This is a genomic window from Streptomyces sp. NPDC048473 (assembly GCF_043200155.1).
GTDB lineage: Bacteria > Actinomycetota > Actinomycetes > Streptomycetales > Streptomycetaceae > Streptomyces.
This window is the reverse complement of the sequence record NZ_JBICXE010000004.1, coordinates 302193-316918: the sequence shown is the minus strand read 5'-3', so window position 1 is coordinate 316918 and position 14726 is coordinate 302193. Positions and strand designations below refer to the sequence as shown.

General features: G+C 69.3%; 10 protein-coding genes. 6 read left to right on the top strand and 4 right to left on the bottom strand.

Annotation, left to right across the window (positions count from 1 at the left end):
- The first annotated feature begins 223 nt into the window (after positions 1-223).
- From ACGFU7_RS09955 to ACGFU7_RS09930, 6 genes are all read left to right on the top strand, one after another.
- Positions 224-1075 carry a M24 family metallopeptidase gene (locus ACGFU7_RS09955; protein WP_393694072.1) on the top strand — a complete coding sequence of 284 codons (852 nt, stop codon included), beginning with the start codon at positions 224-226 and terminating at the stop codon, positions 1073-1075.
- Positions 1072-2853 carry an SDR family oxidoreductase gene (locus ACGFU7_RS09950; protein WP_393694070.1) on the top strand — a complete coding sequence of 594 codons (1782 nt, stop codon included), beginning with the start codon at positions 1072-1074 and terminating at the stop codon, positions 2851-2853. Before ACGFU7_RS09955 ends, ACGFU7_RS09950 begins: the two co-directional genes overlap by 4 nt.
- Positions 2850-3827: a MerR family transcriptional regulator gene (locus ACGFU7_RS09945; protein ID WP_393694069.1), complete on the top strand. Its 978-nt coding sequence runs from the start codon at positions 2850-2852 to the stop codon at positions 3825-3827. The genes ACGFU7_RS09950 and ACGFU7_RS09945 overlap by 4 nt, the downstream gene beginning before the upstream one ends.
- 165 nt (positions 3828-3992) lie before the next feature.
- Positions 3993-4535 (top strand): RNA 2'-phosphotransferase, encoded by a 543-nt coding sequence (locus ACGFU7_RS09940; protein WP_393694068.1) that lies wholly within the window; start codon positions 3993-3995, stop codon positions 4533-4535.
- An 80-nt stretch (positions 4536-4615) separates the two neighbouring features.
- The gene (locus ACGFU7_RS09935; RefSeq protein WP_393694066.1) at positions 4616-5527 is read left to right on the top strand and encodes an LLM class flavin-dependent oxidoreductase; all 912 of its coding nucleotides are present in this window, start codon (positions 4616-4618) and stop codon (positions 5525-5527) included.
- 165 nt (positions 5528-5692) lie between these two features.
- Positions 5693-6559, top strand: a complete 867-nt coding sequence (locus ACGFU7_RS09930; protein WP_393694065.1) for a Cof-type HAD-IIB family hydrolase — start codon at positions 5693-5695, stop codon at positions 6557-6559.
- Positions 6560-6616: 57 nt separating this feature from the next.
- Here the strand turns inward: ACGFU7_RS09930 and ACGFU7_RS09925 are convergent, their stop codons facing one another.
- The 4 genes from ACGFU7_RS09925 to ACGFU7_RS09910 all read right to left on the bottom strand — a co-directional run bounded on the left by ACGFU7_RS09925 (position 6617) and on the right by ACGFU7_RS09910 (position 14511).
- The gene (locus ACGFU7_RS09925) at positions 6617-8323 is read right to left on the bottom strand and encodes a GAF domain-containing sensor histidine kinase (RefSeq protein WP_393694063.1); all 1707 of its coding nucleotides are present in this window, start codon (positions 8321-8323) and stop codon (positions 6617-6619) included.
- Between the two features lie 58 nt (positions 8324-8381).
- Positions 8382-11900 (bottom strand): thiol reductant ABC exporter subunit CydD, encoded by a 3519-nt coding sequence (gene cydD / locus ACGFU7_RS09920; protein ID WP_393694062.1) that lies wholly within the window; start codon positions 11898-11900, stop codon positions 8382-8384.
- Positions 11901-11979: 79 nt separating this feature from the next.
- Positions 11980-12981 (bottom strand): cytochrome d ubiquinol oxidase subunit II, encoded by a 1002-nt coding sequence (cydB, locus tag ACGFU7_RS09915; protein ID WP_393694060.1) that lies wholly within the window; start codon positions 12979-12981, stop codon positions 11980-11982.
- Between the two features lie 18 nt (positions 12982-12999).
- The gene (locus ACGFU7_RS09910; RefSeq protein ID WP_393694059.1) at positions 13000-14511 is read right to left on the bottom strand and encodes a cytochrome ubiquinol oxidase subunit I; all 1512 of its coding nucleotides are present in this window, start codon (positions 14509-14511) and stop codon (positions 13000-13002) included.
- Between the last annotated feature and the right edge of the window lie 215 nt (positions 14512-14726).

The following is a 14726-nucleotide window of genomic DNA, read 5'->3' as shown; positions in this document are numbered from 1 at the left end:
ACCACACCGGTCGTCAGCCCAAGCGGCTGGATCCGCATCAGACTCCAGACGTACGGACCCGTAGGGGGCCACCACAGAGGAGGAGTCCGGAGGTCGAGGGAAGGGCTTCCCCGAGTTGTCCACAGGTCTCCGCACACCTCTTGACGTAGTCGCCGGACATTGTCACATTCATCAGTGTCACGTTACGGGCACGTACCGCACACGGCAGGGAACGGACGGTGGCATGACCTCGGCAGTGAAGGACGAACAGGCCCCGGAGCTGCGGGGGTTCAGAGAAGTACAACGTCTCGCGTACGACTGCGCCGAGGCCGTCGCCGCCCGGCTCACGCCGGGGGTGACCGAGCGCGAGGCCGCCCGCATGCAGCGCGACTGGCTGCGCGAGCGTGGGGTGCGGGACTGGTTCCACCTCCCCTTCGCCTGGTTCGGAGACCGCACGGCGTTCGCCGGCTTCAAGGTGCCCCTGCAGTTCTTCCCGACCAACCGGAGGCTGGAGCCGGGAATGCCGTTCATCCTCGACATGGCCCCGGTGTACAAGGGCTTCACGGCGGACATCGGCTATTCCGGCTGTCTCGGACTCAATCCCCTGCACGACAGGCTCCTGGCCGATCTGGAAGTCCACCGCGAGCTGATTCTGCGCGAGGTGCGGGAACGGCGTTCGCTGCGCGAGATCTACGAGGACGTCGAACGCCTGATGATCAAGCAGGGGTACGCCAACAGACATCGCGCGTACCCCTTCGGCGTCATCGCCCACAAGGTCGACCGCGTTGCCGAGCACCGCTGGTCCCCGCATGTGTTCGGCTTCGGCGCCCAGTCGCTCAAGGGGCTGATGAGTGACGCCCTGCACGGACACCGGGACGGCTGGTCGCCGCTGTGGAGTCCCTACCGCTTCTCCGACCATCCGCCGCAGCCCGGGCTGTGGGCGGTCGAACCCCACCTCGGATTCCGGGGTACGGGCGCCAAGTTCGAGGAGATCCTGGTGGTCACCGACTCCAAGGACCCTGAACAGAGCGCCTTCTGGCTGGACGACGACCTGCCGCATGTGCGGCGCTGGGCCGAAGAGAGGGTGGCGGCATGAGTCTGCAGAGCCTGCCGGGAGCGCGCGAGCGCCGGGTGCGTACAGGCGGAATCGAGCTGTGTGTCGCCGAGTTGGGCGACGAGGCACGGCCGACGATCGTCCTCGTGCACGGCTACCCGGACAGCAAGGAAGTCTGGACGGACGTGGCCAGGCAGCTGGCCGACCAGTGGCACGTCGTGCTGTACGACGTACGCGGGCACGGCCGGTCCACAGCGCCCGCACCGCTGCGTGGCGGCTTCACCCTGGAGAAGCTCACCGATGACTTCCTGGCCGTCGCCGATGCGGTGAGCCCGGACCGGCCGGTGCATCTGGTCGGGCACGACTGGGGGTCGGTCCAATCCTGGGAGTTCGTCACGGTCAAGCGGACCGAGGGCCGGATCGCCTCGTTCACCTCGATGTCCGGGCCTTCCCTGGACCACTTCGGGCACTGGATCAAACAGCGGATGACCCGGCCCACCCCGAGCCGGGTCGGCCAGCTGCTCGGCCAGGGCGCCAAGTCCTGGTACGTCTACATGCTGCATACGCCGGTCCTGCCCGAGCTCGCCTGGCGCGGTCCGCTCGGCAAGCAGTGGCCGCGGATTCTCCAGCGACTGGAGAAGGTGCCCGCGGGCGACTATCCGACGCCCTCCCTGCCCGACGATGCGGCGCACGGCGCCTGGCTCTACCGCGACAACGTCCGGGCCCGGCTGCGCAGACCGCGTACCGATGCCTATGCGCATGTACCGGTCCAGTTGATCACGCCGACCGGTGACATCTTCCTGTCGGAGAAGCTGTACGACCAGCTGGAGCTGTGGGCTCCGCAGTTGGTGCGCCGCTCCCTGCCGGGCAAGCACTGGGTGCCGCGCACCAGGCCGGACCAGCTCGCCTCCTGGATCAGTGAGTTCGTCGCAGCCAACGAGGCGGCACAGGAGGACGGCCGGCCGGTGCAGGACACCGCGCCGACCGGGGCGTACGCGGACCGGTTCGGCGGACAGCTTGTCCTTGTGACGGGCGCGGCAGGCGGCATCGGGCGAGCCACCGCTTTCGCCTTCGCCGAGGCGGGCGCCCGGGTGGTGGCCGTGGACCGGGACGCGGAGGGGGCGGCCAGGACAGCGGAGATGGCCCGGCTGATCGGCTCTCCGGCAGCCTGGGGCGAAGCGGTCGACGTCAGCGACGAACAGGCGATGGAGAAGCTCGCCGAGAAGGTCGCCACCGAGTACGGCATCGTCGACGTCCTGGTCAACAACGCAGGGATCGGCCTGTCCGGCTCCTTCCTGGAGACCACGAGCGAGGACTGGAAGAATGTCCTCGACGTCAATCTGTGGGGTGTCATCCACGGCTGCCGGATCTTCGGCAAGCAGATGGCCGAACGCGGCCAGGGCGGCCATATCGTCAACACGGCTTCCGCCGCCGCCTATCAGCCCTCCCGGGCACTGCCCGCATACAGCACCTCCAAGGCAGCCGTGCTGATGCTCAGCGAGTGCCTGCGGGCCGAGCTCGCCGACCGGTCGATCGGGGTCAGCGCGATCTGCCCCGGCATCGTCAACACGAACATCACCGCGACGACGCACTTCGCGGGCGCCGACGCGGCGGAGGAAAAACGTCTGCAGAGGCGGACCAGCCGGTTGTACGGGCTGCGCAACTATCCGCCGGAGAAGGTCGCCGACGCGATCCTCAAAGCGGTGGTGCGCAACCAGGCCGTCGTTCCGGTGACACCGGAGGCCCGCGGCGCCCGGCTCCTGTCCCGGTTCAGCCCCGGTGCGCTGCGCGGGATCGCCCGGCTGAAGCCGCCGCTGTGAGCGGCCCCGGGCAGCCGTCGGCGGTGGCCGGCCGGTCCGCCGCCGAGTACCGGATCGAGGACCTGGCGCATGCGAGCGGCGCCACGGTCCGTACGATCCGCGCCTACCAGGACCGCGGCCTGCTGCCGACGCCGGAACGGCGCGGCCGGGCCAATGTGTACCGGGACACCCACCTCGCCCGGCTCCGGCAGATCGCCGATCTGCTGGATCGCGGCTACACCCTGGCCAGCATCAAGGAACTCCTGGATGCCTGGGACACAGGCCGCGGTCTGGGCGGGGTGCTCGGGCTCGTCGCCGAGGTGCACGGCCCCTGGACGGACGAGCAGGCCGACCGGATAACCCGGGCGGAGCTGAACACCAGGTTCGGCGGCAGCCCGGACGATGAGGCGGTCGCCGAGGCGGTGGACCTCGGCGTACTCGAACGCATCCCGGGACGGGACGACGAGTTCCTGGTTCCGAGCCCTCAAGAGCTGGCTGTGGCAGTGGAGTTGTACGCGGCAGGCGTGCCACTCGGTGCAATCTCTGGCCATCTCAGGGAACTTCGCGGCCAGGTCGAGCAGATCGCCTCACGCTTCCTTGAATTCACCACCGAACATGTCTTCGCGCGCTATCTCGGTCACCGCCCGCCGACGGACTCGGACGCGGCAGAAGCGGCCGCCATGGTGCGCAGGCTGCGTCCGCTCGCCCAGCAGACGGTGGACGCCGAACTGGCGCGTGCGATGCGGACGTTCGCCACCCGTCATCTGCAGCACCATCTCGGCACTGACACCCCGCTCACCTCGGAGACCTCGATACCTGCGACGCACCAGATCGATCTGCCATCGGAGACAATCCGCTCCGTACAACGGCTGGTTGGTCCCGAGAACGTGTCCGCCTTCGTCGCAGCAGCGGCAGAACGCGAGGTGCAGTCAAGGACATTGGATGCACTTGTCTCATCTACCAATGAAGCAACGCAGATTACCCAAAGCGGTTGATTCTTCGATGACTTATCCACAGAATCACCAATTACCCTGTGGATAACTCAAGTTGGCTGTGGATCAAACCTGTGGACGAAAATTGCTACAGCGAATAAAATTGCTGTAGTGAATCGAGGTGAAATCCGGATGCGAGTGAGCGACCGCCGCGGGCACTCTGACGGGATGGACGAAAGACGCACCGTCAAGGTGTCCAAGTACCTCTCGAAACACCTGCGGCACCAGCCGGAGCGGATCGGAATCACGCTCGACGCCAACGGCTGGGTGACGATCGACGAACTGCTGCGCGCCACGGCCCGCAACAACTTCCCCATCACCCGGGCCGAGCTCGACCATGTCGTCGCCGCCAACGACAAGCAGCGCTTCGCAGTCGAGGACGGCCGCATTCGTGCGAGCCAGGGCCACACCGTCCCGGTCGATCTCGCTCTCCCGCCGGCCGAGCCGCCCGCGTACCTCTATCACGGCACGGTGGGCCGCGCGCTGGACGCGATCCGCAGCGAGGGCCTGCGCCCCATGAACCGCACGCACGTCCACCTCTCGCCCGACCGCGAGACGGCGACCAGGGTCGGCGCCCGGCGCGGCCGCCCCGTCGTCCTGTCGGTGGACGCGGCCGCGATGCACCGCGCGGGCCACACCTTCTACGTCAGCGCCAACGGAGTCTGGCTCACCGCTGCCGTACCGCCCGCGTTCCTGCGTTTGCGCGACTGATCCCGCGAGTGATCCAACGACCGGTCCCGCCGAGGGCCGGTGCGCTTCCACGAAGGCGGGCTCCACCGGTTCCGACCCGTATGGTCGTAGCCATGCGTCTGAGCACTGTGATTCTGCCGATCCACCGTTGGAGCGAGGGCCAAAAGGTCTGGCAGCGCGCCGAGGAACTGGGGTTCCACGCCGCCTACACCTACGACCACCTGGCCTGGCGGACCTTCCGCGACGGGCCGTGGTTCGGCGCGGTACCGACCCTCACCGCCGCAGCCGCCGCCACCCAGCGGCTGCGTCTGGGCACCCTCGTCACCTCCCCCAACTTCCGGCATCCGGTCACGCTCGCCAAGGACCTCATCACGCTCGACGACGTCTCCGACGGACGCGTCACCCTCGGCATCGGCGCGGGCGGCAACGGTTTCGATGCCACGACGCTGCGCCGAAGCGACGAGGAGCCGTGGACGCCGCGCGAACGGGCCGACCACTTCGATGAGTTCGTACCGCTGCTCGACCAGCTGCTGCGCGAGCCCTCGGTGACGCACGAAGGCCGGTTCTACGCGGCGAACGAGGCCCGGAACATCCCCGGCTGTGTGCAGCGGCCCCGGCTGCCGTTCGCAGTGGCCGCCACCGGGCCCCGCGGAATGAAGCTCGCCGCGCAGTACGGCCAGGCCTGGGTCACCACGGGAGACCCGAAGCTGTACGAAGCGGGCACCCCGGAGCAGTCCGTGGAGGCCATCCGTGGGCAGCTCACCAAGCTGGGCGCGGCCTGCGAGTCCATCGGCCGGGACGCTGCCGAGCTGGACAAGATCCTTCTCACCGGTTTCACGCCGGACCGCCCGCTGCAATCCTTCGACGCCTTCGTGGATTTCGCGGGCACCCACTTCGCACTGGGCTTCACGGAGATCGTCATTCACTGGCCGATCCCGGACTCCGACTTCGCGGCGGACGAGAAGGTCTTCGAGCGCATCGCCACCGAGGGCCTGGCCCAGCTCGGCCGCTGACAGACCCAGCGCGGCCGCCGGCCGGACCACCACGGCCGCCGATCGGCCCGGCACGGCGACTGGGCTCTGGCATATGTGCCAGGCATGTCCCCCGGTCAGGGGCGCACATCCTCATATGTGCGCCCCTCTGCACGCCCGTGCGCCTTCGTACGCGAGAATGGGCGTGTGACCTCAGCTATCGACTCGCCTTCGCCTGCCGCTCCCCGGCTGATCGCCACCGACCTGGACGGCACCCTGCTGCGCGACGACAAGACCGTCTCGGACCGTACGGTCGCCGCGCTCGCCGCCGCCGAGGAGGCCGGTATCGAGGTCTTCTTCGTCACCGGACGCCCGGCCCGCTGGATGGATGTCGTCAGCGACCATGTCCACGGCCACGGCCTGGCGATCTGTGCGAACGGCGCCGCGGTCGCGGATCTGCACGCGGACGGCAAACTGGTCAAGGTCCGCCCGCTGGAGCGCGACATCGCCCTCGACGTCGTGCACACACTGCGCGCCGCCGCCCCCGGCACTTCCTTCGCCGTCGAACTGACCACCGGCATCCACTACGAACCGGCCTACCCGCCCTTCCACCTGGCCCCGGGTGCCACCGTCGCCATCGCCGAGAAGCTGCTCCACGAGGAGACGCCGGGCACCGGCGCCCCCGTGCTGAAGCTCCTCGCCCACCACGCCGAACTGGCCCCGGACGACTTCCTCGCCCTGGCCCGTACGGCAGCCGGCGACCGGGCCTCGTTCACCCGGTCCAGCCCCACGGCCCTGCTGGAAGTCAGCGGCCCCGGAGTCTCCAAGGCCAGCACCCTGGCGCTGTGCTGCGCCGAGCGCGGCATCTCGCCCGCCGAGGTCGTCGCCTTCGGCGACATGCCCAACGACGTGGAGATGCTGACCTGGGCGGGCACGTCGTACGCGATGGGCAACGCCCACCCGGCCGCACTCGCCGCCGCGTCCGGCCGGACCGCCACCAACGGCGACGACGGCGTCGCGGTCGTCATCGAGCGGATCCTCGCCGAGCGCCGGACGTCCGACGCGGCACGCTGAGGCCCGCGCCCGGCAGCGCCCCCCGCCCCCGCCGGGCCCCTGATCGCCCGACCGCCCTCAGATCGGCGCCTCCCACACCACCGTCGTGCCGCCCCCGTCCTCCCCGATGCCGGGTCCGAACCAGCTCGCACCGCCGAGGGATTCCGCCCGTCGCGCCAGGTTCCGCAGCCCGCTGCGCCGGCCGCCCGACGGGATGCCCACCCCGTCGTCGGCCACCGACAGCCGCACCGCGTCCCTCCCGTCGGGCAGCGTGACGGTCGCATCGACGACCACGTCGATCAATGACGCCTCGGCATGCCGGAAGGCATTGGACAGCGCCTCCCGCAGCGCCGCGATCAGGTTTTTGCCGGTCAGCTCGCCGACCAGCGAGTCGACCGGGCCGAGGAAGCGGTGCGAGGGCTTGAAGCCCAGCGGGACCGCCGCCATGTTGATCTCGCGCAGGACGCGGGTGCGCAGCCCGGACGGCGCTTCGGCCGGCTCCTGCTGCAACGCGAAGATCGCGGTACGGATCTCCTGGATGGTCACGTCCAGCTCGTCGACCGCCCGGCCGACACCGGTCTGCACCTCGGGCACGACCGACCGGCGCTGGGCACTCTCCAGCATCATTCCGGTGGCGAACAGCCGCTGGATGACCAGGTCGTGCAGATCGCGGGCGATCCGGTCACGGTCCTCGTACACCGCGAGCCGCTCCCGGTCCCGCTGTGCCTCGGCCATCATCAGCGCGAGTGCGGCCTGCGAGGCGAACTGGGTGGCGAGGGTCCGTTCCGTCTCCGTGAACGGCCTCTCGCCCCGGGCGCGAGGGGTGGCGAGCGCGCCCAGCACCCGTCCACCGCTGTGCAGGGGCAGCAGCATGCTGGGGCCGAACCGGTGGGCCAGCGTGGTGACCATGCGGGGATCGGTGGCCGAGTCGTCCACGAAGACCGCCTCGCCGCCCAGCAGCTTCGCCACCACCGGGCTCTCCGGCCCGATGATCACCCCCAGCTGGGCGGAGGGGTTGTCCGCGGAGACGGCGACGATCTCCAGGCCGCCCTCCTCGGCCGGCAGCAGCACGATCCCGGCGGCGGACGCGGCGAGATGGCGGGCCTGCTCGGCGACGACGGAGAGCGCGTCATCGGCGTCCCCGCCGGACAGCAGGGCGGTGGTCACGGCCACCGAGCCGTCGATCCACCGCTCGCGCTGGCGTGCCGCCTCGTACAGCCGGGCGTTACCGATGGCGATCCCGGCCTCCGTGGCGAGCACCCGCACCATGTGCAGGTCGTAGTCGTTGAACTCGCCCCCGTCGTCCTTCTCGGCCAGATAGAGATTTCCGAAGATCTCTCCCTGTACGCGGATCGGAACGCCGAGGAAGCTCCGCATCAGGGGATGGCCGGGCGGGAATCCGGCGAACCTCGGATCGGCTGTCAGATCTGCGAGTTTCACCGGTACCGGGTCATGGATCAGTGCGCCGAGCAGCCCCCGGTGCCCGTCGGGGCGGCGGCCGATCTCGTGCGCCACCTCGTCCGGAACTCCGTACGTGACGAAATCGGAGAGCCCCGCTCCCTCCTCGTCGACGACGCCGATGGCGGCGTAGCGGGAGTGGGCGAGTTCCGCCGCCGTCTCGCAGATCCGGTCGAGGGTGGAGTGCAGTTCGAGGCCCGTGCCGACGGAACGCATGGCTTCCAGCAGCTGCGGTACACGGGCGGTGAGTTCGGTGGACAGGCCCTGCAGGCTGCGGGTCGCCTGTGTCGCGGCTTCGAGTGGGTCCTTCGGGTCCTGCTCTGGCATAACCCGAGACTAGTTAGTCCCTATTGGTGAGGAAAGTCGGCTATTGCGCCGCCCCCGCTCATGCCCGTACGCCCACGGCTTCTTCGGGCACCCGCACGGTCTCCCGCTCGCGCTCCAGCATCCGGCGCAACGGGCCCTCCTCGGCGGCGAGACCGGCGTACGTCCCGCGCTGCACAACCCGGCCGGCATCGAGTACCACCACCTCGTCGACGGCTTCGAGCCCTTGGAGGCGGTGGGTGATCAGTACCGTCGTACGCCCCCGGGTGGCGGCCAGCAGATCTGCGGTCAGGGCGTCCGCGGTCGCCAGGTCGAGATGTTCCGCGGGCTCATCCAGAACGAGTACGGGAAAGTCGGCGAGGATCGCCCGGGCCAGGGCGAGGCGCTGGCGCTGGCCGCCGGAGAGGCGTGCGCCGTGTTCTCCGACGAGGGTGTCGATCCCGTCGGGCAGCGCCTCGGCCCAGTCGAGCAGCCGTGCCCGGTCGAGGGCGGCCCGCAGTTCCTCGTCCGTCGCACCGGTACGGGCCAGCCGCAGGTTCTCCCGGATGGAACTGTCGAAGATATGGGCGTCCTGGGCGCACAGCCCGACGAACTGCCGGACCGTGTCCCCCTCCAGCGCACAGGCCTCGACACCACCGATCCGGTACGTCCCCGCCCGTGCATCCAAGAAGCGGAGCAGGACCTGCGCGAGGGTCGTCTTCCCGGAGCCGGAGGGCCCGACGACGGCGATACGCCGGCCGGCCGTCAGCCTCAGGTCGACGGAGTCCAGGGCGTCCCGCTCGGCTCCCGCGTACCGCGCCGACAGCCCCCGCACCTCCAGCGGGAAGGGCGATCCGGGTGTCCCGGCCGGGCTGCCTGGTTCGCGCACCGGCAGCGGAGCGTCCAGCACCTCGTACACCCGCTCCGCACTCCGCTTGACCCGCTGCCGGTACTGCACGGCAACCGGCAGACCGGTCACGGCCTCGAAGGCGGCCAGCGGCGTGAGTACCACCACCGCGAGCTCCACGCCCGCAAGCCGCCCGTCGTGCACGGCGGGGAGGGCAACAAGTGCGGTGGCGACGACGGTGAGGCCGCCGATCAGAGCGATGAGACCGCCGCCGAGTGCGGTGGCGGTGGCCGCACGGGCGGCGATGCGAGTCAGGACGCCGTCGGCCTCCCGAGTCCGCTCCGACCGGGCGGGCAGGGCGCCCGCGACGGTCAGTTCGGCGGTCCCGCCGAGCAGGTCCGTGATCCGGGTGGCCAGATCGGCACGTGCGGGGGCCAGTTGGCGTTCCGCGTGGCGGGAGCAGGCGCCGCTGACCAACGGCACTCCCGCTCCGGCCAGCAGCAGTCCGGCGGCCAGCACGATGCCTGCCGCCGGCAGCAGCCAGCCGATGAATCCGGCGGTCGCCGCGCCCACAACGACGGCGGTCCCGGCGGGCAGCAGCCAGCGCAGCCAGTAGTCCTGCAGGGCGTCGACATCGGCGACGAGCCGGGAGAGCAGGTCCCCGCGCCGGGTCCGGCGCAGACCGGCCGGTGCGATGCGTTCCAGCCCTCGGTAGACCGCGACGCGCAGCTCGGCGAGCATCTTGAGCACGGCGTCGTGCGACACCAGGCGCTCGGCGTAGCGGAAGACGGCCCGGCCGAGACCGAAGGCGCGGGTCGCGGTCACGGCGACCATCAGATAGAGCACCGGGGGCTGCTCGGCGGCGCGGGAGATCAGCCAGCCGGAGACGGCCATGAGTCCGACGGCCGAGCCCAGGGCGAGGCTTCCCAGCAGCAGTGCGAGTGCCAGCTGTCCGCGCTGTGCCCCTGCGGCCTCCCTGACCCGGGCCAGGACCTGCCCGGAGCGGGCCGCGGTGTCCCGCAGCACCCCGGGCTCCGGCACCGCGTCACTCCTGTCGGCGGCAGCGCTCGTGGGTCGCGGCACCGAGGCGGACGACTCGGGCCTCTCCGGCCGAACTGTCACGCCCGGTTCCAGTGTCACCACCCGGTCGGCCACCGAGAGCAGCGCCGGGCGGTGCACGACCAGCAGCACGGTCCGCCCCGCCGCCAGCCTCCGTACCGCCTCGACAATGCCCGCTTCCGTCTCGCCGTCCAGGCTCGCGGTCGGCTCGTCGAGCAGCAGCAGCGGCCGGTCGGCGAGGAAGGCCCGCGCGAGTGCGAGGCGCTGGCGCTGACCGGCGGAGAGGCCCGCACCGTCCTCTCCGAGGAGCGTCCCCGCGCCGTCCGGCAGTTCCGCCACGAAGTCGTATGCCCCCGCGTCCCGCAACGCCGCCGTCACCGCGCCGTCGTCCGCGTCCGGCCGGGCCAGCCGTACGTTCTCCGCGATCGTGCCCGCGAAGAGATACGGGCGCTGCGGCACCCAGGCGATCCGTTCCCGCCAGCGCTCGGGCGCCAGCGTCGCCAGATCGGCGCCACCGATCCGTACCCGCCCCTCGTCGGGTGCCGTGAATCCCAGCACCACATCGAGCAGGGTGGACTTCCCGACGCCGCTCGGGCCGACCAGGGCAACGGTCTCCCCCTCGTCCACCACCAGCGAGGCTCCGTCCAGCGAAGGTTCGGTACGGCCCTCGTGCCGTACGGTCACCCCTTCCAACTCCAGCCGCAGCGACTCCGGAGTGTCCGCCTTGCCGCCCGGCCGGGGCTCGGTCTCCAGGACCGAGAAGATCTCCTCCGCGGCCGAGAGCCCCTCGGCGGCCGCGTGGTACTGCGCGCCGACCTGGCGGATCGGCAGATAGGCCTCGGGCGCCAGGATCAGCACCACCAGGCCGGTGTAGAGGTCGAGTTCGCCGTGCACGAGCCTCATGCCGATGGTGACGGCGACGAGAGCCACCGACAGGGTCGCCAGAAGCTCCAGGGCGAAGGACGACAGGAACGCGATACGCAGCGTGCGCAGCGTGGCCCGCCGGTACTGCGAGGTGATGGTGCGGATGGATTCGGCCTGTGCCTTGGCCCGGCCGAAGACCTTCAGCGTCGGCAGTCCGGCGACCACGTCGAGGAAGTGCCCGGAGAGCCGGGACAGCAGCCGCCACTGGCGGTCCATCCGCGACTGGGTGGCCCAGCCGATCAGGATCATGAATAGCGGGATGAGCGGCAGCGTGACCACGATGATCGCTGCCGAGACCCAGTCCTCGGTGACGATCCGGGCAAGGACCGCCACCGGGACGACCACCGCGAGTCCGAGCTGCGGCAGATAGCGCGCGAAGTAGTCGTCGAGCGCGTCGACCCCTCGGGTGGCGAGCGCCACCAGGGAGCCGGTGCGCTGGCCGCTCAGCCAGCCGGGCCCGAGCGCCGCGGCCCGCTCCAGCAGCCGGCCACGGAGTTCGGACTTGACCGCCGCGCTGGCCCGGTGCGCGGCCAGTTCGGTCAGCCAGGAGACAAGCGCCCGGCCGAGTGCGACGGCCGCGAGCAGGATCAGCGGGGTTCGCAGTTCGGAGACGGTCAGTCCGTCCCCGAACCCGCCCACCACCACTTCGGCGATGAGCATGGCCTGGGCGATGACCAGCGCCGCCCCGACAACTCCGAGTGCCACCACGGCTGCCAGGAAGAGGCGGGTGGCGCGGGCGTAGCGGAGCAGGCGCGGGTCGATCGGTTTCACGTGAAACAGCTCCCGGTGAGCTCGGTCGGCGGACCAGGGCCTGTCCGGCGGATCGGAGTCGGACAGGCCCCGGGTGTGTTCAGTGCACTTCGGCGATGTGCTGCGTACCGATGCGCTTACGGAACACCCAGTACGTCCAGCCCTGGTAGATCAGGACGACCGGGGTGGCGATCCCCGCACACCAAGTCATGATCTTCAGCGTGTACGGCGTGGACGAGGCGTTGGTGACCGTGAGGCTCCAGGCGTCGTTCAGCGAGGACGGCATGACGTTCGGGAAGAGCGTCAGGAAGAGCATCGCGACCGCGGCCACGATGGTCACGCCGGAGAGCGCGAACGACCAGCCCTCACGTCCCGCCGCGATCGCGCCGATCGCACCGACCAGCGCCACCACCGCGATGATCATCGCCAGCAGGCTCCAGCCGTCGCCATTGTCGATCTGGGTCCAGATCAGGAAGCCGAGTGCGAGCACCGCGGTGAGCGGCCCGAGCTTCAGCGCCAGCTTGCGCGCCCGCTCCCGGATGTCCCCGACGGTCTTGAGCCCCGCGAACACGGCACCGTGGAAGGTGAAGAGGGTGAGCGTGACCAGTCCGCCGAGGACGGCGTACGGATTGAGCAGGTCCCAGAAGGTGCCCACGTACTCCATGTCCGCGTCGATCTTCACGCCGCGCACGATGTTCCCGAAGGCCACGCCCCAGAGCAGGGCCGGGATCAGCGAGGTCCAGAAGATCGCGTGCTCCCAGTTGGTCTGCCACTTCTCCTCGGGCCGCTTCGACCGGTACTCGAAGGCGACGCCCCGCACGATCAGGCAGACCAGAATGATCAGCAGCGGCAGATAGAAGCCGGAGAACAGGGTGGCGTACCACTCGGGGAAGGCGGCGAAGGTCGCACCGCCCGCGCTGAGCAGCCACACCTCGTTGCCGTCCCAGACGGGCCCGATCGTATTGATCAGAACCCGTCGTTCCTTGCGGTCGCGGGCCAGCAGCTTGGTGAGGACACCGATCCCGAAGTCGAATCCCTCCAGGAAGAAGTAGCCGGTCCAGAGGACGGCGATGAGTACGAACCAGACGTCGTGGAGTTCCATCTCTCAGCTCCTCTGCTCTCAGTAGGAGAAGGCCATCGGCCGGTCGGCGTCTTCGTGGTCGTCGCCGCCGATCTTGGTGGGCGGGTTGAGGTCGGCCTCCGTGAGCTCCGGCGGTCCGGCCTTGATGTACTTCACGAGCAGCTTGACCTCGATCACCGCGAGCGCGGCGTAGAGCAGGGTGAAACCGATCATCGAGGTGAGCACCTCGCCCTGCGAGGTGCCGGGGGAGACCGCGTTGCGGGTCTGGAGCACGCCGTAGACGACCCAGGGCTGACGGCCCATCTCGGTGAAGATCCAGCCCCAGGAGTTGGCGATCAGCGGGAAGAGCAGCGTCCAGAGCGCGACGATCCAGTAGCACTTGGCGAGCTTCGGGCTGAGGGCCTTGTTCTTGAAGAGAACCAGATGGGGCACTTCGTCCTCACCGGTCCGCATCCCCGGCGGCAGCATGAACTTCCTTCGTGTCAGCCACAGTCCGAGGATGCCGAGGGCGAAGGACGCCATCCCGAAGCCGATCATCCAGCGGAAACTCCAGAACGCGACCGGGATGTTGGGCCGGTAGTCGCCGGGGCCGAACTTCTCCTGCTCGGCCTTGTTGATGTCGTTGATGCCGGGGACGTACGAGGTGAAGTCGTCGTCCGCGAGGAAGGACAGTATCCCCGGGACGGAGATCTCCACGGTGTTGTGTCCCTTGGCCACATCACCGACCGCGAAGATCGAGAAGGGTGCCGAGTCCTGCCCCTCCCAGAGTGCCTCGGCGGCGGCCATCTTCATCGGCTGCTGCTTGAACATGACCTTGCCGAGCTGGTCACCGCTGATGGCGGTGAGAAGTCCGGCGATGACCACGGTGACCAGTCCGAGCCGCAGCGAGGTCCGCATCACCGGGATGTGCTTCTTGCGCGCCAGATGGAAGGCGGCGATGCCGACCATGAACGCGCCTCCGACCAGGAAGGCGGCGGTGATGGTGTGGAAGAACTGGGCGAGCGCGGTGTTCTGGGTGAGCACATGCCAGAAGTCGGTGAGCTCGGCCCGGCCGCGCTCCTTGTTGATCCGGTAGCCGACCGGGTGCTGCATCCAGGAGTTGGCAGCCAGGATGAAGTACGCGGACAGGACGGTACCGATGGAGACCATCCAGATGCAGGCGAGGTGGATCTTCTTCGGCAGCTTGTCCCAGCCGAAGATCCACAGCCCGATGAACGTGGACTCGAAGAAGAAGGCGATCAATGCCTCGAACGCGAGCGGGGCACCGAAGACGTCGCCGACGAACCGCGAGTAGTCGGACCAGTTCATACCGAACTGGAACTCCTGGACGATGCCGGTGACAACGCCCATGGCGATGTTGATCAGGAAGAGCTTGCCCCAGAACTTCGTCGCTCTGAGGTACTTCTCCTTGTTCGTCCGCACCCAGGCGGTCTGCAGGCCGGCGGTGAGCGCGGCGAGAGAGATCGTCAGTGGGACGAACAGGAAGTGGTAGACGGTGGTGATACCGAACTGCCATCGCGCCAGGGTTTCCGGCGCCAGAGCTAGCTCCACGTCGTCTTCTCCTTACGTCGCCGCAGTCACAGCGGCAGTTTGCCCTTTAAATCCGACTGATCACGGGAGGAAACAGGACACGCTTGTGAACGCGTTCACATTCACAAGCAATTATGGCGCACGGACTTTCGGGACGTTCGGGCGGGGTACCCCTCTTGGGATGTTCCGATCAATCCCCCCGAAGCAGACACCCGGGAACGCCACGTTCCATGCAC